Annotated in this window: 20 protein-coding genes and 5 pseudogenes; 7 read left to right on the top strand and 18 right to left on the bottom strand. The window is 68.4% G+C overall.

What is annotated here, in order from left to right; all coding sequences use genetic code 11:
* Nucleotides 1–317: 317 nt before the first annotated feature.
* The 6 genes and pseudogenes from QK440_RS35535 to QK440_RS35510 all read right to left on the bottom strand — a co-directional run.
* A pseudogene (locus QK440_RS35535) lies at nucleotides 318–1,274 on the bottom strand (fumarylacetoacetate hydrolase family protein); the annotation flags it as partial.
* 88 nt (nucleotides 1,275–1,362) lie between these two features.
* On the bottom strand, nucleotides 1,363–2,295 hold the full coding sequence (locus QK440_RS35530; protein ID WP_282797387.1) for a VOC family protein: 933 nt from the start codon (nucleotides 2,293–2,295) through the stop codon (nucleotides 1,363–1,365).
* Nucleotide 2,296: 1 nt separating this feature from the next.
* Nucleotides 2,297–3,310: an amidohydrolase family protein gene (locus tag QK440_RS35525; protein WP_282797386.1), complete on the bottom strand. Its 1,014-nt coding sequence runs from the start codon at nucleotides 3,308–3,310 to the stop codon at nucleotides 2,297–2,299.
* Entirely contained in the window at nucleotides 3,307–4,437 is a 1,131-nt protein-coding gene (locus tag QK440_RS35520) for an FAD-dependent oxidoreductase (RefSeq protein WP_282797385.1), read from the bottom strand. The genes QK440_RS35525 and QK440_RS35520 overlap by 4 nt, the downstream gene beginning before the upstream one ends.
* A 125-nt stretch (nucleotides 4,438–4,562) precedes the next feature.
* Entirely contained in the window at nucleotides 4,563–5,525 is a 963-nt protein-coding gene (locus QK440_RS35515) for a cyclase family protein (RefSeq protein WP_282797384.1), read from the bottom strand.
* Nucleotides 5,522–6,520, bottom strand: a complete 999-nt coding sequence (locus QK440_RS35510; protein WP_282797383.1) for a fumarylacetoacetate hydrolase family protein — start codon at nucleotides 6,518–6,520, stop codon at nucleotides 5,522–5,524. The genes QK440_RS35515 and QK440_RS35510 overlap by 4 nt, the downstream gene beginning before the upstream one ends.
* A 129-nt stretch (nucleotides 6,521–6,649) precedes the next feature.
* Between QK440_RS35510 and QK440_RS35505 the strand changes: the two genes are divergently transcribed.
* Nucleotides 6,650–7,579, top strand: a complete 930-nt coding sequence (locus QK440_RS35505) for a LysR family transcriptional regulator (RefSeq protein ID WP_282797382.1) — start codon at nucleotides 6,650–6,652, stop codon at nucleotides 7,577–7,579.
* 131 nt (nucleotides 7,580–7,710) lie between these two features.
* On the opposite strand, the gene QK440_RS35500 is transcribed toward QK440_RS35505, so the two are convergent.
* From QK440_RS35500 to QK440_RS35490, 3 genes are all read right to left on the bottom strand, one after another.
* Nucleotides 7,711–7,902: a hypothetical protein gene (locus tag QK440_RS35500; RefSeq protein ID WP_282797381.1), complete on the bottom strand. Its 192-nt coding sequence runs from the start codon at nucleotides 7,900–7,902 to the stop codon at nucleotides 7,711–7,713.
* Nucleotides 7,903–8,793: 891 nt separating this feature from the next.
* On the bottom strand, nucleotides 8,794–9,012 hold the full coding sequence (locus QK440_RS35495; RefSeq protein ID WP_282797389.1) for a hypothetical protein: 219 nt from the start codon (nucleotides 9,010–9,012) through the stop codon (nucleotides 8,794–8,796).
* A 132-nt stretch (nucleotides 9,013–9,144) separates the two neighbouring features.
* Entirely contained in the window at nucleotides 9,145–9,690 is a 546-nt protein-coding gene (locus QK440_RS35490) for a MarR family transcriptional regulator (RefSeq protein WP_282797380.1), read from the bottom strand.
* A gap of 207 nt (nucleotides 9,691–9,897) precedes the next feature.
* On the opposite strand from QK440_RS35490, the gene QK440_RS35485 reads away from it, so the two are divergent.
* Complete coding sequence (locus QK440_RS35485; RefSeq protein ID WP_282797379.1) at nucleotides 9,898–11,400, top strand: MFS transporter; 1,503 nt, start codon at nucleotides 9,898–9,900, stop codon at nucleotides 11,398–11,400.
* Nucleotides 11,401–11,738: 338 nt separating this feature from the next.
* On the opposite strand, the pseudogene QK440_RS35480 reads toward QK440_RS35485, so the two are convergent.
* A pseudogene (locus QK440_RS35480) lies at nucleotides 11,739–12,254 on the bottom strand (DUF5753 domain-containing protein); the annotation flags it as partial.
* Between the two features lie 389 nt (nucleotides 12,255–12,643).
* On the opposite strand from QK440_RS35480, the gene QK440_RS35475 reads away from it, so the two are divergent.
* Nucleotides 12,644–13,651: a DUF6233 domain-containing protein gene (locus tag QK440_RS35475; protein WP_282797378.1), complete on the top strand. Its 1,008-nt coding sequence runs from the start codon at nucleotides 12,644–12,646 to the stop codon at nucleotides 13,649–13,651.
* Between the two features lie 31 nt (nucleotides 13,652–13,682).
* Here the strand turns inward: QK440_RS35475 and QK440_RS35470 are convergent, their stop codons facing one another.
* Nucleotides 13,683–14,000, bottom strand: a complete 318-nt coding sequence (locus QK440_RS35470; RefSeq protein WP_282797377.1) for a helix-turn-helix domain-containing protein — start codon at nucleotides 13,998–14,000, stop codon at nucleotides 13,683–13,685.
* Nucleotides 14,001–14,400: 400 nt separating this feature from the next.
* Between QK440_RS35470 and QK440_RS35465 the strand changes: the two genes are divergently transcribed.
* The gene (locus tag QK440_RS35465) at nucleotides 14,401–14,643 is read left to right on the top strand and encodes a hypothetical protein (protein ID WP_282797376.1); all 243 of its coding nucleotides are present in this window, start codon (nucleotides 14,401–14,403) and stop codon (nucleotides 14,641–14,643) included.
* 597 nt (nucleotides 14,644–15,240) lie between these two features.
* On the opposite strand, the gene QK440_RS35460 is transcribed toward QK440_RS35465, so the two are convergent.
* The 3 genes and pseudogenes from QK440_RS35460 to QK440_RS35450 form a co-directional block, all read right to left on the bottom strand.
* Nucleotides 15,241–16,311, bottom strand: a complete 1,071-nt coding sequence (locus QK440_RS35460; RefSeq protein ID WP_282797375.1) for a TerC family protein — start codon at nucleotides 16,309–16,311, stop codon at nucleotides 15,241–15,243.
* Between the two features lie 542 nt (nucleotides 16,312–16,853).
* Nucleotides 16,854–16,994: a hypothetical protein gene (locus QK440_RS35455; RefSeq protein WP_282797374.1), complete on the bottom strand. Its 141-nt coding sequence runs from the start codon at nucleotides 16,992–16,994 to the stop codon at nucleotides 16,854–16,856.
* 3 nt (nucleotides 16,995–16,997) lie between these two features.
* Nucleotides 16,998–17,324, bottom strand: a pseudogene (locus tag QK440_RS35450) (DUF6192 family protein); the annotation flags it as partial.
* A gap of 271 nt (nucleotides 17,325–17,595) precedes the next feature.
* Here QK440_RS35450 and QK440_RS35445 point away from each other — a divergent pair.
* On the top strand, nucleotides 17,596–19,896 hold the full coding sequence (locus tag QK440_RS35445) for a hypothetical protein (RefSeq protein ID WP_282797373.1): 2,301 nt from the start codon (nucleotides 17,596–17,598) through the stop codon (nucleotides 19,894–19,896).
* Between the two features lie 76 nt (nucleotides 19,897–19,972).
* On the opposite strand, the gene QK440_RS35440 is transcribed toward QK440_RS35445, so the two are convergent.
* Entirely contained in the window at nucleotides 19,973–21,697 is a 1,725-nt protein-coding gene (locus tag QK440_RS35440) for a hypothetical protein (protein ID WP_282797372.1), read from the bottom strand.
* Between the two features lie 234 nt (nucleotides 21,698–21,931).
* Between QK440_RS35440 and QK440_RS35435 the strand changes: the two are divergent.
* Nucleotides 21,932–22,042: pseudogene (locus QK440_RS35435) on the top strand (IS5/IS1182 family transposase); the annotation flags it as partial.
* Between the two features lie 40 nt (nucleotides 22,043–22,082).
* Here QK440_RS35435 and QK440_RS35430 read toward each other — a convergent pair.
* A complete protein-coding gene (locus QK440_RS35430) occupies nucleotides 22,083–22,634 on the bottom strand; it encodes a GNAT family N-acetyltransferase (protein ID WP_282797371.1) in 552 nt (183 codons plus the stop codon).
* Between the two features lie 163 nt (nucleotides 22,635–22,797).
* Nucleotides 22,798–23,037, bottom strand: a complete 240-nt coding sequence (locus QK440_RS35425; RefSeq protein ID WP_282797370.1) for a hypothetical protein — start codon at nucleotides 23,035–23,037, stop codon at nucleotides 22,798–22,800.
* A 552-nt stretch (nucleotides 23,038–23,589) separates the two neighbouring features.
* Between QK440_RS35425 and QK440_RS35420 the strand changes: the two are divergent.
* A pseudogene (locus QK440_RS35420) lies at nucleotides 23,590–23,703 on the top strand (IS5/IS1182 family transposase); the annotation flags it as partial.
* Between the two features lie 562 nt (nucleotides 23,704–24,265).
* Here the strand turns inward: QK440_RS35420 and QK440_RS35415 are convergent.
* Nucleotides 24,266–24,808, bottom strand: a complete 543-nt coding sequence (locus QK440_RS35415) for a ricin-type beta-trefoil lectin domain protein (RefSeq protein WP_282797369.1) — start codon at nucleotides 24,806–24,808, stop codon at nucleotides 24,266–24,268.
* Between the last annotated feature and the right edge of the window lie 709 nt (nucleotides 24,809–25,517).

The following is a 25,517-nucleotide window of genomic DNA, read 5'->3' as shown; positions in this document are numbered from 1 at the left end:
GTTCGATCCGCGCCCACTGCGCGTCAGTCAGCGACACAACCAAACCAACGATCAGATGATCCGAAGGAAACGGCCTAGGTCGAGGCCGGTCGTCCCGATGTCCCACAGGAGAGCGCCGATACGCTCTATCCCTTCGGGCACGGGCTGCGGTACGCCGCCGAAACCGCAGCTGGAACACATCCCTGAACGCCCCGCACCCCACCCACGCCCAGCGCCCACTGGGCCCGGCACCCTTGCCCGCACCGACGTGGGGCTCTTCAGGCCCCCGCTGCCGAATCCAGGGCCCTGGCCCAGGAGGGGGCCAGGGTCGTCGCCACCGGCCGGGCCCGCGCACGCTTGCGGGCGGTGGGCACCGGGGCGGGGTTCGTTCCGGTGGCCACGGTGTTGGACACGGTGCCGATGCCTTCGACGGTGAGGGTGACTGTGTCGCCGGGCTTCAGTGGCGGTGGTGACTGTTCGCCTCGTACGCCCCAGAGTTCGGCGAGGCAGCCGCCGTTGCCGCAGGTGCCGGAGCCCAGGACGTCGCCGGGCATGACGTACGTGCCGCGCGAGGCGTAGGCGACCATCTCCTCGAAGGTCCAGCTCATGTTGGACAGCAGGTCCGTGCCGATGACCTCGCCGTTGACCTCGGCGGTCAGCGCCAGGCGCAGGAAGCCGTCGGTGTCGCGGTAGGGCTCCAGTTCGTCGGCGGTGACGAGGTACGGGCCGAGTGTGGTGGCGGTGTCCTTGCCCTTGCAGGGGCCGAGGCCCACCTTCATCTCGGCGGACTGGAGGTCGCGGGCCGACCAGTCGTTGAAGATCGTGTAGCCGATGATGTGGTCGCGGGCCTGCTCGGGGGTGAGGTCGCGGCCCTCGCGGCCGATGACGGCGGCTACTTCCAGTTCGAAGTCGAAGACAGAGGAGCCCGGGGGCATCGGCACGTCGTCGTAGGGGCCGGCGATGGCGTAGGGGTTGGTGAAGTAGAAGGTGGGGGCCTCGTACCACTGGGCCGGCGCGCCGACTGTGCCGTCGACGGAGCGGCGTACGCCTTCCACGTGCTCCTCGAAGGTGACGAAGTCCCGCACGGTCGGGGGTTGCAGCGGCGGCAGCAGTGTCACGTCCCCCAGCTTCGGCCCGGCGGGTACGCCGAGGGCGGCGGCGCCCGCCTCGTGGAGCCTGCCGGTGCGGAGCAGGTCGCGGAGTGAGTCGTGGCCGGGGACGGGGTACAGACGACCGTCGTCCTCGACGACGCCGAGACGCCGACGGCCGAGATGTTCGTATCTGGCGAAGCGCATGGGAGGGGCTCCAGGGGTGGGAAACCGGGGGCGCGGCAGGCGGTTAGGCATCGACATAAGGTGCCGCGTCCCCGGGACTAGGGAACGGTCAGACCGGCGGGGCGGTGAACACTCCGCGGTCCACGTCGTTGAAGGATTCCTTGGCAACCAGTTCGTTCATGGGGTTGGCAGTGCCCCACTGGTCGGTGACTTCCGGCTGGGAGAAGTCGTAGACGTGCGGGTGCCACGTGTCCTCGTCGAGCAGTTCCAACTCCGTCGTGTATTCGACGGTGTTGCCGTGCGGGTCGAGGAAGTACGTGAAGGTGTTGTCGCCGGCCAGGTGTCGGCCGGGACCCCAGATCTTGCGGAATCCGGCGCGCATGACACGGCCCGAGCCGCGCATGTACTCGTCCAGGCCGCGCATCTCGAAGGAGATGTGGTGCAGCGAGGTGTGCGGCCCCTTGGCCAGGGCCATGGAGTGGTGCTGGTTGCTGATCCGCATGAAGTGCATGACCTCGCCTATGTGCGGGGAGCTGAGGGTGTCGCTCAGCGCGAAGTCGAGGAACCGCTCGTACCAGGCCCTGGTGCGGTTCAGGTCGGGGGAGTTGAGTACGACGTGGGAGAGGCGGACCGGGATGGCCTCCTTCTCCTCGATACGGCGGTGGTGCCGGGCCTCGACATCGGCGGAGACCTCGATGGTGCGGCCGTCCACGTCGAAGAAGCGGAAGCCGTAGCCGCCGCCCGGGGTGTCGACGGGTCCCGGCCGGGAGATCAGCTGGACGCCGCCGGCGAGGAGACGTTCGGCGAGGGTGTCCACATCGGCGGCGTTCGCGGCGCCGTAGGAGACCAGGTCGAGGCGCTTCTCGTCGGCCTTGCGCAGTCGTACGACGTACTGCTCCGGCGAGCCTTCGGCGGCGAGGAAGGAGAGGCCGGAGTCCTCGGCGACCTTGGTCAGGCCCCAGACCCCCGCGTAGAAGTCGAGCTGCTTGTCGTAGTCGGGCACGGCGAGGTCGACGTGCCGCAGATGCGTGAGCAGACGCATGTCAGTCCTTCCGGAGGAGGAGAGCCGTCGCGTTGGCTCCGCGTACGGCGTGGAAGTCGGCATCGGGCAGACCGGCGGCGCGCAGGGCGCCCACCGGGTCGTCGGTACCCATGTCGAAGGGGAAGTCGGAGCCGAGCAGGACACGGTCCGGCCCGGCGACACGGACCAGTTCCAGCAGGACGGCCGGGTCGTGGACGAGGGAGTCGAACCAGAGGCGCTGGAGGTAGCTGCTCGGTTCCCGCGCGCAGCCGCGCGTGTCGGGGCGGGCCCGCCAGGCGTGGTCACAGCGGCCGCTGTGGGCGGGGAGATAGCCGCCCCCGTGCGCGGCGATCAGCTTCAGGCCCGGGTGCCGGTCCAGGACACCCGAGAAGATCAGGTGGGAGAGGGCGACCGCGTTCTCGGTGGGCTGGCCGACGGTGTTGGACAGGTACCAGCGGTCGAGGCGCTCGTCGAGGGTGCAGCCGAAGGGGTGCAGGAAGAGCACCGCTCCCGTGTCGGCGGCGCGGGCCCACAGCGGTTCGTACGCCGGATGGGACAGTTCACGGCCGGGCGCGTGCGAGGAGATCTCGACGCCCAGCAGGCCTTGCTCCAGGGCGTGGTCGAGGGCTTCGACGGCGAGTTCGGGGTGCTGGAGGGGTACCAGGCCCAGTCCGTACAGGCGGTCGGGGGCCCCGGCGCAGTGGGCGGCGGTGCCGGTGTTCGCCGACTGGTAGAGCGTGCGGGCGAGTTCCGCGTCGGCCCAGTAGTGGTAGTGGGACGGCGACGGGGACACCAGCTGGATGTCGACGCCCGCCGCGTCCATGGCGGTGAGCCGCTCGCCGACGTCCGTGAGCAGCGGGATGCGCCTTCGCACCATCGGGCCGTTGACGGCCAGTGCCTCGGGCCCGTTGCGGCGGGCGTCGAGGTCGCGGGCCTCGGTCAGTGCGGGGTGCCCGGCCACGGCCTCTTCCACCTGGGGAAGCAGGAGGTGGGCGTGGACGTCCACCGTGGGGGCGGTCGCCGTGAGAGCGGTCACGGGAGTTCCTTCAGTGTGTCCAGGGTGCGGCCCATCAGCCCGCGTACGTCCGCGTCGCGGACCCCGTCGAGCTGCCACTGGCCGATCTGCACGGAGGCGTCGACGACCATGCGTACGCGCGGCATGCGGCGGTCGCGGTAGGCGGTCAACAGGCCGTCGTCCCAGGTCGCCCGGGAGCCGAGCAGGTCGGCGAGGACCCAGGCGTCCTCCAGGGACATGGCGGCCCCTTGTGCCAGCGTGGGCGGGCAGGCGTGGGCGGCGTCCCCGACGAGCACCACCCGGCCGCGATGCCAGGCTCCCTCGACCAGATGCCGGTCGAACCAGGTGTAGTTGACCTGCGCCGGGTCGGTGATCGAGGCCCGGATCTCCTCCCAGTGACCCCCATATCCCTCGGCGAGGCGGCGCATCTCGTCGGCGTACGCGGCGCGGTCGATCGACGCCCGGTCGCGGTTCGGCTCGACGAGGTAGGCATAGACGGTGGTCTCACTGGTGGGGCAGAACCCGGCGATGTAGGCCGGGCCGCCATACGCGAGGTGGGTGCGGGTGACGCTCGCCGGGCGCGGCGCGGGAGCGCGCCAGATCGCCATGCCGGTCGGGGCGGGTTTGTCGGTGACACCGATGAGTTCGCGCGTGCGGGAGTTCAGCCCGTCGGCGGCCACCACCAGGTCGTACCGGCCGGCCGTGCCGTCGGTGAAGGAGACGTCGGCACCCGCGGCATCCTGCGTCAGCGTGTCGATGGTGCAGCCTAGCCGGATCCGGGTGCCCGATGCCCGTACGGCCTCGATGAGAATCCTCTGCAACGCGGGACGCTGCATGCCGACTGTGGCCGGGAGGTCGTCGCCTCCGGTGCGCACGTCCTCCTGCGTGAAGATCTCGGTGCCGTCGGGGGCGACGATGGTGACACCGTCGCTGCTGAAACCGTGGGCGCTCACCTGCGCCCACACGCCGATCTCGCGCAGGACGCGCAGCGCGTTGCCCTGCAGGGTGATGCCGGAGCCTGTCGTGGCGTTCCAGTCGGCCTTGGCCTCGACGAGGTCGACGGCGATACCGGCTCTGCGGAGCAGGACGGCGAGTGCGCTGCCTGCGGTGCCTCCGCCGACTATCAGGACGGTACGGGGGTGGGTCATGTTCGGGTTCCTCCCGTGTGAGGGGCCCGCGGGTCCTTGGGCGGCGACCGGAGGCGGGTTCGGTGCTGTCGGGAACCAGGTGCGGTACGGCTGTCCAGGACGCGTCGCACCTGGCACGCTCGGGGCTACTTCACGGCGATCGGGTTGACCGGGGAGCCGACGGCCCCGGTGATGGGCAGAGGTGCGGCGGTGAGCCAGAATTCGTACACCCCGTCGTCCGCACAGTCCTCGGCGAGCGCGTCCGGGTCCCACATCTCGCCGATGAGCAGGCCGATGTGGGGGATGGCGACCTGGTGCAGCGGCTGGAAGGCGTGGTCGAACTCGCCTGGCCGGACCTCGAAGCCCCAGGTGTCGGTGGCGATCGCGGCGATCGCGCTGGTGTGCAGCCAGCCCGCGGTGGTGAACGAGAGGCCGGGCGCCGGTCCTCCCGCGTAGTCGCCCCACCCGTCCCGCCTGGTGCGGGAGAGCTGTCCGGTGCGTACGACGACGATGTCGCCGCGGCCGACGGTGACGCCGTGCGCCTCGGCCGTGGCGGTGAGGTGCTCCTCGGTGACGGCGAACCCGTCGGGCAGTTCGCCGTTCTCACCGATGACCCGGCCGACGTCGAGGAGTACGCCGCGCCCGGCGACGTACGGGGCCATGTGCTCGATGCCGGTGACCCGGTCGCCGTCGGATGTGACGGTCTCGGCGGCGTCCCTGCCGTTCCACGCCTTGCCGTGGTCGAAGATGTGCCCGAGCCCGTCCCACTGGGTGGAGCATTGCAGGGGCATGGCGATCACGTCGTCGGCGCCGCCGATGCCGTGCGGGAAGCCCTGGTTGCCCAGAGCCGCGTCGGTTCCGGTGTCCAGCATGGTGTGGACCGGATTGGTGCGTCTGCGCCAGCCCTTCTGCGGGCCGTTCATGTCGAAGCTCTGCGAGAGCGAGAAGCTCACACCTCTGCGTACGAGCGCGGCGCCCTCGCGCCGCTTGGCGGCGTCCAGGAAGTTGAGCGTGCCGAGCACGTCGTCCGCGCCCCAACGTCCCCAGTTCGAGCACGCCTTGGCGGCCTCGGCTATCGCACCCTCAGGGTCCGTACGGTCGAGGTTCATGCCTGCTCCGCGATACAGCGCGTGCGCTGGGTGCCGAGCGCGGTGATCGAGCCCTCCATGACGTCGCCGTCCCGCAGCAGCCGGCCCCAGTGCATGCCGTTGCCGGCCGGGCTACCCGTCAGCACCAGGTCGCCGGGCAGGAGCCGAGCCGTCTGGGAGGCGTACGAGATCAGGCGCGCGACACCGAAGAGCATGTCCTGGGTGGACTCGTCCTGCATGGTCTCGCCGTTCAGCTTCAGCGTGACCCGGAGGTCGCCGGGGTCGGCGAGGAACGCGGCCGGGACCAGCCAGGGGCCGAGCGGGGTGAAGCCAGGCGCGTTCTTGGAACGCAGCCAGTCGGTGCCGATGGCGGGCATGTCCCGGCGGAAGACACAGGCACGGTCGGTCAGGTCGTTGGCGATGGTGTAACCCGCCACATACGACAGGGCCTCCTCGACGGGGACCCGGTGGGCGGGCTTGGAGATGACGGCCGCCAACTCCAGCTCCCAGTCCGGCTTCCCGCACCAGTGGGGCAGCACCACGTCGTCGTACGGACCGGTGATCGCGCTGGGCAGTCCGATGAACACGTATGGCAGGTCCTCCGCGGCGCGGCGGTCCATGATCTCCGCGATCTCGGCCCGCGCCTCGACCTCCGTGCGCGCGTCGTCGGACGAGCGGTGCGCCATCTCCAGATCGATGACGTGCTGACGGTAGTTGGCGCCGGACTGGAAGACCTGCCGCGGCTCGACCGGGGCGTGCACGTCCAGCTCGGCCAGCGGCCGCCGGTCCCCTGTCCGGGAGGCGGCGAGGTCGCGCAGACGTGGCAGCACGGTGTCCCAGCGCTCCAGAAGCGTGACGACGGTCAGGCCCGGCTCGTCCAGCGCCGCGCGCAGGTCCAGTACCTCGCCGTCCGGTGTCACCAGGCCCGGGTAGGACGGAGTGCCGAATCCGCAGACGGAGAACGTGCCGAGGGCGAAAGGGCCGGAGAAGAGGGCGGAAGATGCTGCGGGTGTCACGAAGATGTCCTCCCGATTGCGATGGGAACTAATCTGGCCCGAGCACCCCGGATAAGGGAAATAGATTCGGTGGATGCCTTCCATCCATGCCGTGAATGAAGCGGCGGCCATCGCCCCTGGGGAAGCACCGTGAACCTGGCCAGCCTGGACCTCAACCTCATCACTGCTTTGCGGGCCCTCCTAGAGGAGCGCAGCGTCACGCGCGCCGGGCAGCGCGTCGGACTCAGCCAGCCCGCCATGAGCGCCGCCCTGGCCCGGTTGCGTCGCCACTTCGACGACGACCTGCTCTCCCGCGTCGGCAGCCGGTACGAACTGACTGCCCTGGGGCAGGTCCTCCTCGACCGGACGGCCACCGCCTGCGACCTGCTGGAACGCGTCTTCACCAGTCAGGCCGACTTCGATCCGGCCCATGAGACCCACACGTTCACCCTCATCGCCTCCGACTACGCCGTGGCGGTCTTCGGCGCCGAACTCGCCCGCACGGTCCACGCCGAGGCCCCGGGCATCCGTCTGCGCTTCCAGCAGACGCCCACGGACGTCACCGAGAACACCGGGACGCTGCTGAGCACAGCCGACGGACTGCTCATGCCGCACGGCGTCATCAGTGGGTTCCCCGCGGTCGAGCTGTACCGCGACCGCTGGGTCTTCCTCGTCTCTGACGACCATCCCGACGTGGGCGAACGCCTCACGCTCGACGACCTGCGCCGCCTGCCGTGGGTGACCTACCAGCGCACGTACGACGCGCCTGCGGTCCGGCAGCTCGGCATGCTGGGCATCGAACCCAGGACGGAGGTCTCCGTCGACAGCTTCCAGGCGCTGCCCTGGCTCGTCGCCGGGACCCGACGCATCGCCCTCATCCAGCAACTGCTCGCCGACCGGCTGCGCGGCGTGGCTCCCGTACGCGTCATGGAGTGCCCCTACGAAGCCGTACCCGTCCAGGAGGCCCTGTGGTGGCATCCCGTGCACACGCACGACGCCGCTCATATCTGGCTCCGTGAGACGGCCGGGCGGATCGCCGTCCCCGCATCCTCGCCCCCAGCTCAGCCACGGCGCGAATGAGGTGCATGCATCCGAGATTCGATGGAACAGGGACTAAGAGGTGCTGATAAGGCGTTGGACGTGTCGGTGGGTGATCAGGCACGCGGCGAGGCTGAGGAAGGCTCCGTGGATGTCGTCGCGTCGCCGCCAGGTCAGGCGGCCTGTACCGCTCCGCGATCGTCGCCCAGCCCGCCGAAGCCGCCCGCCGCATCCAGGATGGCGTCCCGTCCCGCCTGAAGGCCCGGGTGTTCGACGGCGGCCGCCGACCTCACCGCGCTGGCCGGACGGGTCAGCCACGACTGCGGTCGGTACGCCACCGCCCAGCGGTACTGGTCGTACGGCATCTGCGCGGCCTACGAAGCCGGGCAGATGGACCGCGGGGTGGAGGTCGTCACCCGTATGTCTCACCAGGCCGCGAAGAAGGCAACCATCTCCGCCTCGGGCACTGGTCGCCTCCCAGACTGGACGGGTGCACGCGGCCCTCGGCGACGAGCAAGGTGCGTGGCGCCACCTTGGCGCCGCACGAACTGGTCGCAGGCGGCCTCGGCAGTGACGTGCCGCAGTGTGTGGCGTACTTCGTCGCCGCCGAGCACGCCAGCGCCCGCGGTCTCCGCCCGCGACCTGCATAGCCACGGCCGGAACCGGCGCGCCAGTGATCACTTCACGGACGCGCTCGCCCTGGCTGGCCGCCCCGTTGTTCGCGGAGAACGAGCCGGAGTGAGGCGCCGCCGCAGCCCATCAGGCGCTTAGCGAGGCCGCCCGTATCGACTTCACCCTGGTCGCCTCCCGCCTCAACACGCCGCTGGATGCCGCCCGGCCCTACCGGATGGCCGCGATGGACGAGGTCCGCACCCGCGCGGCGGATCTCGCCGTCTCCCGCCCGACCGCCGGCGCAGCCTGAGAGCATCGGAGCCGTGGGCAACCACTCCCGACCAGGACCGCCGAAGCAGCCGTCCCGCGCGCCGACGGCGGTGACCCGCTGACCGCGTACGCCAGCGCCGGGACCGATGGAGGTCTGGCGCCAGCACCGGCCGCTGCACGGCGGCGCGAGCCACCTCCCCCTAACGAGCCGCGGGCCTTGGAGGAATGCGACGGCTTCGCCTACGCCCCCGCCGGGACTGCCGACAATCTTGCCGCCGCCTGTGCGTGTGCCAAACAAGGCGACCGTGGTCGGCGACCTCGGCGTGGTCAGTGCTGTGCCGTCGGATCAACACCTCGCCGCAAGGGGGGGAGGTTCAGTCGTCTTCGTACTGGGCGAGGGCCAGGCCGAGGCCGAAGAAGGTGGGGGCCCATTCGCCTACGAAGATGCCCCAGCGGTCGGCACGGTCGATGCCGGCTGGTTCAGCTTTGGCGGAGGCGGCCCAGGACAGGACCGACAGCCCGATGGAGGCCAGGGCAGCGGTGTAGGCATGTTCGCTGCGGAGTCCTGCGTCATGCAGTTTCCTGATCATGATGTGCTCCAGGCGTTGCGGATCTTCCTTCACAACATGGTGGTCCTGTGCTGGTCAGCCGAGCGCCGCGACCCGGGCTGAATGGGTGAACGCGCCCAATGGGGGGCGCACCTTCGGTTCGGTGTGGCGAGTCCGTCAGGCGCTGGAGGCGTCGGGGTGCTGGGCTGTGCGGGCTGCCTTGCCTGCCTCTGTCAGGCAGGTGCGCATCGTGTGGTGAAGGTCGTCGAGGAGCTGCTGGAACTGTTCGACCAGTTCCGCCGGATAGCGGTCGATGACGGCCTGGGTGCGGCGGGCTACGGGGGTGAAGAACTGTTCGGCGAGCAGCCGGGCCTGTTCGCCGGCGCGCAGAGTGACGACGCGGCGGTCGGTGTGCTCGCGGGTGCGCAGGATGTGACCGGTCTGCTCCATGCGGTTGAGCAGTGCGGAGGTGGCGTTGGGAGAGAGCTGGATGCGTTCGCTCAGGCGGGCGGGGGTGAGCAGGTCCTCGCGCAGTTCGCAGTTGGCGACCTCGATCAGCGCCGCGGCGTCGGTGGCGTGGAGGTCCAGCCAGCGGGCGAACAGCCGCCGCATGTCCGCGTAGTCCGCACCGTAGATCCGCAGCCCTTCCAGCAGGCCGTGCTGTTGGCCCCGCCGGGCTGCCTCACTGGAGGCGGTTCGCGCCTGGTCGTGCGTCTGCTCCATCACCTGTGTCCGTTCTTCCGCCCGGCTGGCCATATGCACCAGCAGGGACGCCAGAGTACCTTCCCGGCCTCATTTGATTCCATCGTGGAATCATTCTATCGTGGATATGCGGTGGGTGGATGGTCCACCGTCCCCTTGCGTGGCGGCCGGCCTTGCCCCCGCCTCACTTCTTCCCTTTCCGTTCTTGCCGAGAAGGCTGGTCAACCCATGTCCATATCCACGCCCGCGGTGGCGGATCCCCGGCGCTGGAAGGCGCTGGTGTTCATCTGCCTGGCCCAGCTCATGGTCGTCCTGGACGGCACGATCATGAATATCGCCTTGCCCTCCGCCCAGCACGACCTCGGCTTCTCCGACAGCAGCCGGCAGTGGGTGGTCACCGCCTACGCCCTCGCCTTCGGCGGCCTGCTCCTCTTCGGCGGCCGGATAGCCGACCTGTGGGGCCGCAAGCAGGCATTCATCACCGGCGTCCTCGGCTTCGCCGCCGCCTCCGCCCTCGGCGGCGCCGCCGTCAGCACCTCCATGCTGATCGGCGCCCGCACCCTCCAAGGCGTCTTCGCCGCCCTCCTCGCCCCCGCCGCCCTCTCACTCATCGCGACGATGTTCACCGAACCCAAGGAACGCGCCAAGGCGTTCGGCATCTACGGCGCACTGGCCGGCGGCGGCGCGGCCATCGGGCTGCTCCTGGGCGGCGTGCTCACCGAGTACCTCAACTGGCGCTGGACGCTGTACGTCAACATCGTCTTCGCCGTACTGGCCGCCTTCGGCGCCTGGCGTGAGATCCGCGTATCCGCCGCTCCCCACCATCGCGCGCGCCTCGACATTCCCGGTGCCTTGCTCGCCACCTCCGGTTTGATCAGCCTCGTCTACGGCCTGACCAAGGCCGAGAGTGACGGCTGGAGTGGCACCCTCACCCTGTCCCTGATGGGTGGCGGCATGGTGCTGCTCGCCCTGTTCGCCCTGGTGGAAAGCCGGGTCAAGGCCCCGCTGCTGCCCCTGCGGGTTGTCACCGACCGCAACCGCGGCGGCGCCTACCTGTCGCTGGCCACCGCCGTGGTCGGTATGTTCGGCCTGCTGCTGTTTATGACCTTCTACCTGCAGACCGTCCTCGGTTACAGCCCTCTGCTCACCGGCGTGGCCTTCCTGCCCATGACCGCCGGCATGATGGCCGGCTCCATCGGGATCGGCGCCCGCCTGGCCCCCCGCCTGCCCGCCCGCGTCCTGATGGTCCCCGGCTTCCTCACCGCCGCGGCCGGTCTGGCGCTGCTCGCCCAGATCACCCCCACCAGCTCGTACCCAGCCGTCGTCATGCCCGGCATGTTCCTCATGGGCCTTGGCCTCGGCACCGCCTTCATGCCCGCCATCAGCCTGGCCACCGTCGGCGTACGCCATCAGGACGCCGGTGTCGCCTCCGCCATGGTCAACACCTCACAGCAGATCGGCGGCGCCATCGGCACCGCCCTGCTCAACACCATCGCCACAAGCGCCACCGCCGACTACTTCCGCACCCACCGCCCCGCCACCCGCGAGGCCGTCGCCCAGATGAAGGACGACGCCCTCGTCCATGGCTTCTCCACCGCCATTTACTGGGCCTCGGGCATCCTCGTCCTCGCCGCGGCGATCGCCGCCGTCCTCATCGCCTACCGCCCCACCAAAACCCCCGCCACCCGCGGGGCGGACACACCTCCCTTGACCGCCGTCAGCACAGACTGACCCCCCAAACCCACAGCAGGCGTCTAACTCTTCCTCTCGGCGGCGCGAACACGACAGAGGCCGCGTTCGATGGTGCCGCGTTCGGCATCGTCGTAGTGCTCGCTTTTCAGGCTCGGCACGATCCTGCACCGCGGTGGCGACGACGGGACGCAGGTCGGGACCATGTCCATGAACTGAGTGCTGTGCTCCATGCGCTGCAGCTACGGGGCGGCCTCTTGGCGCACGTACTGGGCCTGCTGGCGGAAGCGGTCGAACTGCACCTCATTCACGGCACGCCGGGCCGTGTCGTCGGCCATCGCCTTCGAGGCGATCGCCGGGCGGCGCAGGAAGTCGGTTCGTCAGCGCGGGTTCAAGGCGCGCCTGGCGGTGTTGATGACGTTGTGGGCGTCGGGCCCGTACACGGCGGATTCGCGGAGTGTCTTCCAGGTCCGCAGGTAGAGGGCGAGGGTGTCGGCGTCATCCAGTTAGAGTTCCGCGTGCCAGGTCTCGGTGACGACCTGGCGGTCGTCGTAGATCCAAGAGCTCAGGCCGGGCGGGACCTTCAGCGACGCGGTGAGCGGCACGATGCCGAGCTCCACAGTGTCCATGCCGATGACGCCGGTCAGGCGGTCGAGCTGGGCGGCGAGCACCGAGGGTGAGCAGATCAGGGGCCGTAGGGCCGGTTCCCACACGACGATGTGGTAACGCCTGTCCCCGCTGTAGAGCAGCTCCTGGCGCCTGATGCGGGCGCGGACGGCTTCCTCGACGTCCCGTGGGGCTTGGTGAAGTTCGGCGGAGCGGGTGGACACGGCGCGTGCGTAGTCGGGGGTCTGCAGGACGCCTACGACCCACGAGGACTCCCAGGCGCGCAGTACTTTGGAGCCCAGGAGGAGGCGGAAGGACAGGCGCCGCCACCCGGCCTGGTAGGAGCGGCGCGGGACGCCGGCCTCCACCTTGGGCAGGATGCGGGTACCCGCGCGCCAGAACGTGGCGTTGGTGCGCTGCACGCCGTCCAGGTCCCGGCCGGCCAGGATCCGGGGGATACCGCGTATAAGGGAGTCCGCGTTCTCCTCGAGCTGCTTGTCGAACTTCGTCTGTGCCATCGGCCGTGCCCTTTCGGTGTGCGTCCTGGCACCTCACACCCGGAAGCGGGATACGAACCGTAAAACCGTTTGAGCTGTGGATAAAGTATGGCGATTCGAGTCCCTCGAACGGCACGCCCTTCCGGTGGGGGCCTCGGGGTCGGGCTGTCTACCGTGGGGCCGTGACCACGCCTTCCGGCGACGCAGCGCAGCCGGTGCCGGTGCGGGTCGTGCTGCCCGCGGACCCGGTGCTCGGGCAGTCGGGCAGGAGGTCGTCGCGCGGCTGTGGAGGCGGCGGAAGACCGAGACGGGCTGGCTGTACCTCGTGGGACTGCTCGTTTCGGGACCGGGACCTGGAGGACGGCTGCGTGGAGGCGGCGGAGTACCGGGTATGGGTCCGCGCGCCCGACCATGTGCGGTCGGTCGACGGTGCCGACTACGAGCAGGTTGCCGCCGAGCTTCTTTCGCCGACATCGCCGACATCGCCGACATCGCCGACATCGCCGACGTCGGTGGTCGGCGATGTCCTCGGGGAGCGTCGGCCTTCGGGCTGGGTCCTGGCGAAGGTGCGCAACAAACGGGGCCCGGCCCGCGGTGTGCTGCACGCGCTGGACTGCGAAGAGGCACCCGAGGGTGCGCCGCTGCTCGATGTGCAGCGGGCCCTGGACGCCGCGGAGAACCCGGGGACGCAGCTGTGCACGCTGTGCGGGTGCGCTCATTGCCTGTTTCACATTTCGCTTGATCGGGCCACTCTGCCGTCAGGGGTGCAGGCGACCATTCGGGTGAATTCCGGGCCCGTTGGCGCCTGGAGCGCGTGGTGGCGCTTCGAAATGCGAGAGCGTAGGCAGAAGCGTGTATCCGGAAATCCCGGACTGACGTTCATATGCGGGCACCAAGGAGCGGAGAGGGGCATGGCCAGCGAGACCAGGGAATGGACGTTCTTGACAAACCATGCACGGGTGTTGCTAGCGATCGTGCGGGATCCAACGGTGACTCTGCGGGGAATGGCCGCCCTCTGCCAGATCTCCGAGCGCCGTGCCGGGGGCATCGTGGCTGAACTGGAAGAGGCGGGTTACCTGCGCCGCCAACGGGTGGGACGCCGCAACCAGTACACGCTGCACCTGGACCAGCCGTTCAGACACCCGGCCGAGGAACACCTGCCCCTCCACGCCCTGTTGGGGTGCCGGTAAGAACGCTGTCACCAGCCGCAAACGGTGGTGATCAGTCCACTGACCTGGAGGGCCGGGGCAGTTCTGCCGTGTTGGTCTTCTCGGCGAGCGCGAGCCGGCCGCCCTTCAGTTCGGGCACGTAGCGGTAGATGGTGTCGCGGGAGACGCCGAGGAGCTTCGCGATCGAGGTGACGGTGTTCTCCGGGCGGGCGAGCAGGTCGCGGGCGTGACATACCTGTTCCTCAGCCATGGCCGGCGGACGACCGAGGCGGGCGCCGCGGGCGCGGGCCGCGTCCAGGCCCTCGTTGGTGCCCTGGACGATGAGTTCGCGGATGAACTTCTGCCTAGGCCTGACTGACGAGAGACTCACGACTTGCTGAGTTTGTTCTTCATGTCCCGACGACTCCCGTCCGGGCGATCATCGTCGGGGCCTCGGCGTCCGGCGCGGTGTTCGCTTAGTCGAGCGCGCCGGGTTTCCCTACCGCCTGGGCATTCTCTTCGGGTATCTGGCACTCCGGGCAGAGCAGGCCGACCAGGACGCCCTTGTCGAATGCGGTGTTCCAGCAGGCGGCGTCCCCGGCTTCACCGTCATCGCTACCGACTGCGCCCTCATTTACCGCGCCCTGCACCGCGACAAAGGGTTCTCACTTGCCACGGATCGCCTTCCGGCCCGGGCGCGCACCCCTCAGCGTTGCGAGCGTGCGTCACGGTGTCACCTAGCCCGCATCCACCGGGAAAACGTGGCCCAACCCGGCACTCTGGAGCGCCGCGTGCACAGCAGGGCTGGCCGCGGTTATGGACAGACTGCCTCCGGCGTGACTTGCAGCGTTGCGGGCACCGAGAATGGTGTAGAGGCTGCCGCTGTCGCACCACGTGATCTCTGTGAGGTCCAGCTGCAGGTGCCGATGCCCGCGCGCAAGGGCATGGACGACAACGTCACTGAACTCGCCGACATGAGCAACGTCCAGCTCCCCTGCCAATTCGAGCATTACGAAGGCATCATCAACGGATGAAGCCTGGCGAATGCGCAACCGGTCCATAAAGCCGTCCCGCCCCTTCCTCTCGGCTAGGCCGACTTGGACGCCATCATCCCATACAGCTGACAGCCGTCTGCTTCCGTGGATCATCGGGCGATGGGCTGGAGGTGCATGCACGCCAGCGGCGGCGAGTCCGCCGCGCGGCCGGGCTGAGGGGCCCGCCATGGTCGGCTCAAGCTGGCACGACCGCCCGCTCCCTCGACACCGGGCGTCGGTGAAGTCCAGTTCTGGTGCCGGGAGCCCTACGGCCGTCGCGGTCAGTGGCGAGTCCAGCCGGTCACGCTCCTCCAGACCGCACTGCGCACCGAGCTGATCGGTACCTGCTTCGGCACGTACTGATCACAGTGCGGATTGTGACAGGGGCCTACGGTCCAGCAGGGAACGAAGACCCCCATGGTCTTGTGCCGTTCCACGACGGCGTCCACCGGCCGTTTGCATGAGCGGCAGACGAATCGCGACGGTGTGGTCGCCTGGCGTTTCTGCTCACTACCCATAACTACACTTTACTGCCATTTTAGGAATTTTTGTAACTCTAGTGGAGCTTTCCTAGGCGTGTTCGGCGCGGGGCGAGAGTCACCCGGCACCTGGTTCTTCGTCAGTGCCTGGCGGATCGGTCGGCCGGGCGGGGGCAGTCTGGTCTGTGCTGCTCGCGGCAGGAGCACCGCGGGTGGGCTCGACGGCGTCTGGGAGGGCCGTGGCTTCGGCGTGGACGGGAGTTGGGCGCAACATGCTGAGTGCGACGGAGATGGCTAGGACGGCGGTGATGACGGCGAGACTGATGAGGGAGGGGATCTCGGGAACGGCGGTGCTGATCATTTTGTGGGATGCCTGGAGGATGAGCTTGACGCCGATGAAGGCGAGGATGATCGCCAGACCCTTGCTGAGGTAGCGGAACCGGTCCAGCAGGCCGGCGAGCATGAAATACAGCGCGCGCAGGCCGAGGATGGCGAAAGCGTTGCTGGTGTAGACGATGAAGGCGTCGCTGCTGACGGCCAGAACGGCGGGCACGCTATCGACGGCGAAGACGAGGTCGGCGGCCTCGATCGCAGCGACGACAGCCAGCAACGGAGTGGCGACGCGCTTACCGGCTTCCTTGACGAAGAATCGCGTACCAGCGTAGTCGTCCCTCACCGGGATGATCCTGCGGAGCAGCCTGACGGCGATGCTTCTGCCGGGGTCGAAGCTGTCGTCTTCCTCTTTGAGGATCTTGTAGGTGCTGTAGAAGAGGACGGCGGCGAAGACGAACAGGACGGCGGTAAATCGGCTGACCACCGCCACGCCGGCGGCGAGGAAGATGCCACGGAAGATCAAGGCCCCCAGGACGCCGAGAAACAGCACGCGGTGCTGATAGGCGCGGGGCACTCTGAAGTAGCTGAAGATCAGTGCGAAGACGAAGAGGTTGTCGACCGACAGGCTCTTCTCCAGAAGCCAAGCAGTGGTGTACTCCACGCCCGCGGTCGCGCCGACCACGAGAAACACCAAGACACCAAAGGAGACTGCCAGTCCTACCCACACACAGCTCCATGCGGCGGCCTCACGGAAGCCGATCACGTGAGCATGACGGTGCGCAAGGAGATCGATCGCCAACGACACCAATACGGTGACGGCGAAGACCATCCACAGCCACAACGGCACATCATGCATGCTCCGGCCCCTTAAACGTATCGACCGGCAGTCTTCCTTCGAGTCTCGCGCAGGTCACAGCGGGTGTCGCGCCCAGACCCGTCCCTCCACCTCGAGGCGGCCGCGATCTTGTCGCAATGCTTGATCGACAGCCAAGACCGTGGCCGAGGGCAATGAGTGAGCGAGACACCGTCCTCGTGCGTTCAAGCCCGGTCATCGATGCCATATGGAACACACTCGCTACCTCTGCCCACGGGTACGAACGGCACCGCGACAGCAGTTTGAGAGGTGTTCGGGGTCAGCAACGGCCAGGCATCCAGTGTCTTGGGCCGCCCGCATGCTCCTGTCCGCACTCAGCTTGCTGCTGATCACCTTCCCGATGACCGTGACGGCGAACACGACTGACCCCCCTGGTCCCGCACGGCCCTCGGCATCAACCCGCTCGTCCTGACAGTGTCCGGGTTCCAGCAGCGAGCCAAGATGCGCAAGGGCGACTCGCCCCTGGTCGTTCTCTCTCTTCACCGGCCGCGCCTTCATTGCCGGACTCGCCACACAGCTGGCCTTCAGCCTGCTGTCCAGGGCTGGTAGGTGTGCAGGCCCGCAGGTCTGGCCTCCATCAGCGCGACGCGGACCAGGTCGCCGTAGTGCTCGGACAGCGGTCGCGCTTCCCGCGGCCGCGCCGGCCTCTTCGGCCGGGGCGGCATGGTCTACTCGCCCTTCAACAGCTGGGTCAGCTGCTCGTCCAGGGTGAACTCGCCGTGATCGAGGGCGCCCTCCAGCCAGTCGGCCGCGGCGTGGACCCGGGCCAGCTGACGCCGCACGGTCTCACGCTCGTCGTCGGTGAACTGCTGGCCGCGCGTCTTGGGGACCAGCCGTCCCAGAGTGGCCATGAAGCCGTGGCAAGAACCTACGAGGTCGACGTATACGAGGGTGTGCTCGATCTTGCGGACGGCCGGGGCGCTTTCGCGGATCTTCTCGCGGCTCTCGGTGGTGTTGTCGAACTGAGCACGGTTCACCAGCATCCGGGTGCCGGTCGATGTGGTCGCGCACCAGCTGGTGGTCGGCGGCGGAGCAGCGGGGCACCCGTGGCGAGACGCTTCGACATCTCATGCAGATGTGAGGAACGCTGCCCGGCGATCAGGTGGTTGCCCTGGTTCACCCGACCGCAGATTGGTCCAGACCGGGGGGTAGAGTCCTGTGCCTGGTGCCGGACATAGGTTCGACATCAGGGCAACCGAACAGGACAACAGCACAGTGAAGTACCGGGCACTGGGCGCCTTCACCATGAGGCGCACCTCCCTAGCCGTGACCATAGCCATAGCAACGCTCCTCGGTACCGGAGCACAGACGGCGGTCGCCCTCGACACCGTCAGCGCGAGCGCAGTCCACGAGAAGCCGTCGGCGACACCGCCCCACGTGTTCGGCGCCGGCGCAGCAGCGCGGGCCGCAAACGGGATACCGAACACCCCCAAGGGCCCCGAGGTCGGGCCGCCGTTCACGCAGACCTCCGGCGTGTGGCAGACCAACACTGAAACACCCACCCTGCGTAACACGGTCATCGACCCGGACGGCGACACCGCGACCTCCACGTTCGAAGTCTGGACCGCAGACGCCGCGTGGAAGCCGGTCTCCAAGGTCAAGCTGAGCGACACCAACGAGTACGGCGTCCTTGTTTCCGGATACGTGGCATCCGGCAAGCCCACCTCGGTCGACGTCCCCAAGGGCAAGCTGAAGAACGGCGTCTCCTACCTCGTCCGTTCCTCCGCCTACGACGGCAAGGCGTACGAGTCCGACTGGTCACCGTGGTCCAAGTTCAAGGTCGCGGTGCCGGTTGTGGAGAAGCCGGCCAAGCCGACCAGTGTCGCCAACAACGGTAAGCCGGGCGAGTTCACCGTCAACCTGCCCGCCGGCCACAAGGCGAAGTGGGTGGAATGGCAGCTTGACGGTGCCGCGTGGAAGCAGGTTGACGCCGTTGGTAAGACGTCGGTGACGTTCGACACCGGTCTGCGTTCCGCCGACGCCGCCCTGCGTTCGGCGGCCGCCCGCGCCTCGCACACACTGAACGTCCGCACCGCCAACGACGGCGGAGCATCCGATGCCGTCAGCGTGGCGTTCAGCGGGAACGGCACCAACACCGGTGGCGATTACTCCGTCGACCTCAAGCTCCCCGATCCGGATACGAACAGCCCCAACCCGGACCAGTCGGCACAGGTCCCCACCGGCCTGATCACCCAACCCCTCGGAGCTCCCGTCTCCAACAGCCCGACGGCGAGGAAGGCCCCGCTCAAGGAGCAGTGCGGCCCGGTCGGCAAGAACGGCGCCCAGGCGTGCTTCGGCCCGTCCCTCGCGTTCGACGAACTGCCCCCCAAGGTCCAGCAGAAGCTGAAGGCACAGCAGAAGCAGGCCAAGAGGAAGGCCGCACGCGCGCCGGGTCTCCGAGCCGCCAACGGCATGACCGACTGGTGCGCCACCAACCCATCGGGCCAGAGCAGGGCCGCCTTCGCGACCCGCACTGTCGAGTGCGAGAGCAAGACGCTCCCCGCCTACTACAAGATGGACGGCAAGCCGTACGCCACCGCGTACTTCAGCATGACCCGCGAGATCTCGCTGGATGGCACCACTACCTGGACGCAGCGCGTCAACATCAAGCCCGTCCTCATCTCGCCGCTGTTCCGGGCCATCGAGATGGTCATGAAGGACCAGTTCTGCACCGGTCATACGCAGTGCAAGGACCCCGGCAAGGCGCCGTACGAGGACTGGGACGGCAAGCCGCTGTGGACGTCGGCCGCTGACACCCACGAAGCCAACCTCAAGACCACGTTCACCTGGGACGACACGGAGAAGGAGCGGACCTTCGACTTCCGCACCGACTTCCGCATCGCCGGAATCCTCCAGGCCGGTAACACGCCCGGCCTCCAGGACGTCGGCTACCAGTGGGGCATGGACGACCCGTCCGACCTCGAGATGATCCGCTGCGACACGAAGAAGACCTTCGGCAAGAGCGGCTGCATCTTCGTCAACGTCGCCCCCACGTACACGTTCAACGCCGCCAAGTTCCCGCAGGCCGCGGCACACGCCTGGCTGCTGCAGCAGAAGCTGCCGAACACCATGGGCGTGAAGACCCGTAACACGCCGCTCTACTACCTGCCAGGTGGCCGCAACGGCAAGAACCGTGCTGTGGTCTGCGACGAAGACGGTTGGGCCAACAAGTACGGCGACCTGGGCGCGATGCAGGATGCGACCGACAAGCCCAACTGCGACGAGTTCGCGTTCAACGCCTCGTACAACAGCGCCGGCCAGCCCAAGAGCGAGGACGGCCTCAACCCGGTGGCTTCCGGCTCCGAGTGCGTGCAGACCTTTGCGAAGAAGCAGGCCGACGGCGTGCACCTGCTCAACATCGACGGGATGAAGCCGACCTGGAAGGAGGTCTGCGGACGCTCGGCGATCTCCGGAAAGCACAACTCCGGGTCCATGTCCGCGTTCTCCGCGGGCTTCGCGAAGAAGCTCCGTCTCGACGACCGCGACCCGTACTGGCTCGAGACCGGCATGAGCGGCGACTGCGAGGACAAGAACGGCGTCTTCAAGTGCACCATGAAGACGAGCTGACCCTGTAACAGCACAGGGGAGGGGCGGCACACCAGCCAGGCGTGCCGCCCCTCTCCTCTTTGTGTCCTGGTCGCCTCTACACGGGCTGCGGCAGTACCACCGCGGGCAGCTGTCCCTGTTCGACGTCGTCCCGGTCGATCCGGATGCCGAACAGGCAGCCCACGGCCCGATACACGGCCGGCGCCCAGTCCGACAGGCCCATCTCCGACCACGGACGGGCCGGAGGAGCGAGCCGGGCATGGACGGCACCGTAAGCAGTGAGCCTGTCGTCAAGAACGGACAGGCGGGCCGCGGTGTCTTCGGGAAGCGCGGAGTACCCGTCCAGGAAGGCCGTGCCGAATTCAGCCGACCATGCCATCCGGTCATCGGCCGGAGAGGAGTAGAGGATCATGGCAGGCGCATCGTGGCGGTTGAGCGTCACGCACACCATCTCCTCTCCTTCACGGGACAGGACGTCATCGTTGTCGAACTGGGACAGGAACACTGTGGCCGCGTCCCCGTCCTCCAGGACAAAGGACCAGTCGCCACTGGTTCCGACCATGGCGAGCGACCCTTCGACGTCGTCCGGGATGGTGTAGTCCCGGTACGCGACCGGCATCCCGGTCGTGACAGCGCCCAGGCGGTCGAGCCACGCGGACGTGTCAATGCCGCGTATCGCGGTCAACGAGATCCCGTCACGCATACCTGGTGTGTCGCGAGACGGCGCGTCGGCGCAGGCGTGCTCGCCGATCCAGGAGAGGTCGTGGTGGTCGTTGTGCATACCTCCACGGTATCCGTCGGTCCGGGTCAGAGAATCAGCCCCACCGACAGGACAGCCGCAGGCGACGCCTGGAAGGGCAGCGGCCACGGCCTGGTTCACCACCAAGAACGGCACGCCCATCGAGCCGCGCAACTTGAACCGCTCCTTCGAGGTGCTGGGCGTCCGGGTCGGTGTGCTGAGGCCGGCACAGGCCCCGCCCTGGGGGCGGGGCCTGTGCTCGGTGTGGGTGTGCTGGGTTGAGCGTCCGGGGCCGCTACTGACGATCGCGGACGCGTGCGGCCGGTCGACGTGCCGGTGCTCGACCTCGCAGCCGATCCAGGCGGCACGCAGGTGGACGGCGATCTCAGTACACCGGCCTGATCTCCGCCCTCGACGTCGAGCAATTCCTCCCCCTCGTCGAAGCGCTGAAGGGGCGGGAGCTGAGCAAGGAGGAGATGGCGGGCCTGAGCGACGACCAGTGCCGGGCTGGTTTGTGCCATCACCGCCCTTAAGTACGCAGAATGTTTCCGTACCGCAGGACAGCTGAGCCAGTGTTTCAGGCATCACTCCCAGCACCCCGGACTCCTCGAAGCAGAACGACCACCTCTTCAGCGGCCCTGCACGAAGAACCGAGCCTTCAGCGCCACGCTGATAGCTGGCAAAGGCGAGGTCTTCTGCCTCGCGCTGACTCATCACCCGGGCGCCCTGCAGGTCAGCTCCGTAGCGCGACAGCACCGCCTCTGGTGCAATATTCCGGGTGAAGGTGACACACCACATCACTGCCTCCGGGTCAGCAGCCCACGTCATCGGACCACGCACGGGATCCCCCATTTCCCTCCTCCGATCGCGAGGAAAGCCGTCGGTCGGTGCTCTGTCGGCGATCGCCTTCTCCAGCTGCAACTCGGCCAGTGCCGCGGCACGCTGGGCGGTGAGCGCCGGGCCGGAGCTGGCCGCCGCGGCTTCCTGCCCGGCGTGCGCACACTCCAGCACCGCCTCCCAGGCCAGGTGGCCGACGTGCTCGGTGTTCACCACATCCTTCAGCCGGTTCTCGACAACCGCCAACCAGTCCCCATCACGCACCGTGACCGGCAGGGTGCGTGCCCAGTGGGCCGCCAGCTGGCGCGCGACCCCGCCCTACCCGGCAGGTGCGGTGACGTGCGCGAGCAGCCAGTGAGTAGGTGTTTTTCAACTCTGGTCGTGAGGTGTGTGCGGCTGGATGATCCGTGGTGTGGCGTCTGGCGAGGTGGGCCGGCGGTACTGCCGGGAGTGCGGTGATCCGCTTCCGTCGTCCATGGCTACGAGCGTCTTCCCCAACACTCCGAGGCCCATCTGAACTGGGCACTGATCACCGTGATGACCTGGCGCCTGATCCGCAAAGGCTTCCGAACCGGCAGCTGGACGAAGAGGTCGACGGCTTGAGTCTGCCCAGGTGATCAATTCTGGTTCCTCAGCTGTGACGGCACCAGGTCCGCAGCAGCACGCGTCGCCCCTTCGACCTTCGCTCGATGGGCTCGTCCGCTGTGAGCTGGAACCCGGATGATGCTGCGACAGCGGCGCTCGGGACGTTGGCAACGTCGATCCGCAGGAGGACTCGCCTGGCGCCCAGCTGGCGAATGGCGTATTCGGTGGCGATCATGACCGCTTCAGCGGCCAAGCCTTGACGCCGGAATCGAGCTCCGATGCCGTAGGCGAGCTCAACATCTCTATCATCCAGCTCGTCCTGGAAGAGCAGCACTTCGCCCTTCGGCTCCAGACCGTCGGTCGTAACAGCCAGCTGCATCCGACGTCCTTCAGCTCGACCTTCGCGAGCTTTCCTGAGGTACTCGCGGGCAGCATCCGGGTCAAACGGCGAGGGCACGGGGGTCCAGCGGTCGATCTCTGAATCGTCGTAGATCTCAATCAACGCAGGTATGTCTTCTTCATCCCACTCTCGGAGCAGGACTCTCTGCCCCTGCAGTCGAACAGGGGCAGAGGGCAAGGTTCTCAGCCGATTCTCCATATGCTGATCTTGCCTTCCCGAACCATCGGTACGCCGGATTTCCAGCCACATCGCCGCCCGCACGCGGTGCCGGTTCCACAACACCTAGTCGGCGACCGGTCGCATCCCGGCGCCTGACGCGGTGACTTCGTCGTCCGTCCCGCCGTGCGGCCCGCACGTCGCGTCACGGCCGGAGGTCCTGGCCTTGGCCGGGGTCGGGCTCGGGCTGCTGGTGCTGCTCGTGCTCCTGGCGGTGCTGGTCGACCGGAGTCGCCGGGTCGGCGGTCGGCGTCCTTGGGGATTCCATGGCGCGGCGGCGGGTGTCGGCGGCGCGGGTGAAGGCAGCGAGCCGGTCCAGGTTCTTGAGTGTGCGCAGCCATGTCGCCGGGTCGGTCGTGCGGCCTTCCAGGTACTCCTCGGGCATCGCGACCTGCTGGCGGGCCTGGATGACGGCGGCCCGCTGCGCCGGGGTCAGGGCGGCGGTCCGGCCTGGGTGGTCGACGGCGTGGGGAGCGGAGGCCGTCTCGCCCTCGAGGTCGCGGTGATCGGCGGGTGCGGAGGAGGCCGAGGTCGTCGCCTCGGTGGCGGTGTCGGCTCGGATGCGGGCGTCGCGGATCGCGTTCTGCTCAGCAAGGCTGGCGACCCGGGCGCGCTCGTAGCGGCTGGACTCAACGCGGCGGTGTGCCTTGGGCGGGGGCGATCCACCACCGGTGCGGCACCGGGAAGTCGGCGGTGTAGGTCATCCGGTCCGTCGCCGGCGCTTCCCGGCCGGGCTTCGTGACCGTGTGGCGGCGGGAGTACCAGGGCCCGGTGGCCGATGTAGCCGTCCAGGCCGCGGGTGAACTTCGCGGCCACGCAGCGTCTCCAGCAGGTGCCGGCGCGCTTCGGCCCGGAAACCGTCACGTCCGGTTCGGCGGGAGGCCGCGCGGAGAAGGACCCGCCACGGCGGGCACCTCGCCGCGCGGCCGACCCAACGTCGTGGATCATGCGGGCCCGGCGGCACTGCCGCGACCGCGAACGGCTCCCGCACGTGAGTGAATCGCTCATCACCTGGGCGTCCATCACGCTCATGACCCGTCGGCTGACTCGCCCGCCCGCACGATGAGCGGCACGAAAGCCCTCAGGCCTGCCCGTGATCGCGCCCGCCGCCTGAGCAACATCGAACTCATCGCCGTCACGCCGATGACGGCGGTGGCCAGTCGCTGGCAGGCTGTCTGGAAACTCCGCGTTCAATCGTGGGCACGGGTTTGCGGGCAGATCACCCATAGGTGTGAGGGCCCGGGACGGCTAAGTCCTTCGCGTCCATCGCGGCAGCGGGTGCCCGGGCCCTGCCGGGCCCCTTGGGACTTGTCCGACTTCGCCCCCCCGCTTTCGCCCACCGCATCAAGGCACGGCATTCGCGCCAGCGGGGCGGCAGGGGTGGCCAGCGGGAGCACAGCCGCTGTCGTGCCGGACGTGACGCCCGCCGACGCTTGGAAGGGATCGCCTCCCCGCCCGGTCTCGGGTCCTGTGTGGGGCGCCAGGGCCCGGAGCGGGTCACCTGGAGGCGTCCCGTCGTGAGGTGCAGCCGTGGTCGGCGCGCTCTGCTTCTTCGTTCGCACACGCGTGTGTGCCCGCCAGGCTGGGACAGCCTGGCGGGCACGGGGGCCATGTCACGTTTCCAGCTGTCGCCAGCGTTGGTCGCGGTATGAGGAGGTGCACCTGAAGCCGAAGATCTTGCCATCGCTGTGCGCCGCGAGGCACTTGTTCCTGTGCTGGACGTTCATGAGCATGCCGGGGCTGGGGCCGTCGGCCCACCGCTGATCGCGGTAGGAGTTAGTGCAGCGGTGGGTGAAAACGTTGCCGTTGCTGTGCATGGCGAGGCACGCCCCACTCTTGCGGTTTTGCAGCATGTTGCCGTTGCGGAGCTTCCAGTGTTGATCCGTGTAGCTCCTGCATCCCCAGCCGAACACCTTGGGATGATGGTTGGCCGCGCACTGGCTTGTGCCCGCGTTCCACAGCCGGAACCAGGTGGCCCGGCTGCTGTTGTCTGAGAACTTCCCGAGAGGGGCGGTCGCTGCGGTGGAGGTTGTTGCGGTCGTTGTACCGGTCCCGTCAGCGAGAGCTGCCGTGGCCGAGGGAGCGGTCAGCAGTGCACCCCCTGTTGCGAGCGCGATGGAAACCGCGGTGGTTGCCAGCTTCTTTCCGACAGGCATACGAACTCCTTCCGGATGGAGCGGTGTGATGGGTCGTACCGGCTGGCACGGGCTGCTGTCTGTTCAGCCCAATCCCTTTGCTCGTCGCCGGTATGGGGTCAGCGGCCGCCGCCATGTGCTCTGCGGGCGGCCGTGGCCACGGTCGAGCGCAAGCCAGTTCAGCGGTTTCGTGTTTGTTCGACAACCCGTTGACGTGCCGCCGGACAAAAAGGTGTGGCCCGGGGGTGGCCCGAGGTTTTCTTCTGCGGTTCCGTCGTGACGTGCTGGGATAAGGCGCAGCCGATCACCTAGGGGGTTGGGATAGGGCGTCGCGCCGCCAGGGCCGAGGCTGCTTGCGCCCGCGAGATGCAGTCCACCCGTGGGGCCCCGCCGACGGCGAAGCACCGCGGTGGGTCTGCGTCTCACCGCCACGCGAAGATCCGTGAAGCGAGCGTCACGGGTGCAGCGGTGCCTCCGTACCGTCGCTCCACCCGTCGGGACGAGAGGACCGACGAGTCCCTGCGCCACACAGGGGCCGTACAGTCGAAGCGGCGCCCGAAGCCATCACCTATGAAATGGCCCCGTGCGCGAGCGAGCCCTCCGGGCCCGTGCCGGTTTCAGCCCTGGCAGCGACTGCGGCAGCGGCCGTGGCGTGGACGGGCAGGAGGGTGTCGATGCCGGTGAGGGTGAGCATGCGCATCAGGCGGTCGGGGACGGCGGCGAGGCTCAG

Source organism: Streptomyces sp. CC224B (assembly GCF_030010595.1).
GTDB lineage: Bacteria > Actinomycetota > Actinomycetes > Streptomycetales > Streptomycetaceae > Streptomyces > Streptomyces longispororuber.
Note: the sequence above shows the minus strand (reverse complement) of the source record. Positions and strands in the feature narration are given on the sequence as shown.

Bases quoted from the DNA above. Each gene is read 5' to 3' on its own strand.
- QK440_RS35530 (WP_282797387.1), bottom strand. From the start codon at position 2,295: ATGCGTCTGCTCACGCATCTGCGGCACGTCGACCTCGCCGTGCCCGAC.
- QK440_RS35520 (WP_282797385.1), bottom strand. From the start codon at position 4,437: ATGACCCACCCCCGTACCGTCCTGATAGTCGGCGGAGGCACCGCAGGC.
- QK440_RS35515 (WP_282797384.1), bottom strand. From the start codon at position 5,525: ATGAACCTCGACCGTACGGACCCTGAGGGTGCGATAGCCGAGGCCGCC.
- QK440_RS35500 (WP_282797381.1), bottom strand. From the start codon at position 7,902: ATGCCGTACGACCAGTACCGCTGGGCGGTGGCGTACCGACCGCAGTCG.
- QK440_RS35490 (WP_282797380.1), bottom strand. From the start codon at position 9,690: ATGGAGCAGACGCACGACCAGGCGCGAACCGCCTCCAGTGAGGCAGCC.
- QK440_RS35485 (WP_282797379.1), top strand. From the start codon at position 9,898: ATGTCCATATCCACGCCCGCGGTGGCGGATCCCCGGCGCTGGAAGGCG.
- QK440_RS35460 (WP_282797375.1), bottom strand. From the start codon at position 16,311: ATGCATGATGTGCCGTTGTGGCTGTGGATGGTCTTCGCCGTCACCGTA.
- QK440_RS35455 (WP_282797374.1), bottom strand. From the start codon at position 16,994: ATGCCGCCCCGGCCGAAGAGGCCGGCGCGGCCGCGGGAAGCGCGACCG.
- QK440_RS35430 (WP_282797371.1), bottom strand. From the start codon at position 22,634: ATGGAGAATCGGCTGAGAACCTTGCCCTCTGCCCCTGTTCGACTGCAG.
- QK440_RS35425 (WP_282797370.1), bottom strand. From the start codon at position 23,037: ATGCCCGAGGAGTACCTGGAAGGCCGCACGACCGACCCGGCGACATGG.
- QK440_RS35415 (WP_282797369.1), bottom strand. From the start codon at position 24,808: ATGCCTGTCGGAAAGAAGCTGGCAACCACCGCGGTTTCCATCGCGCTC.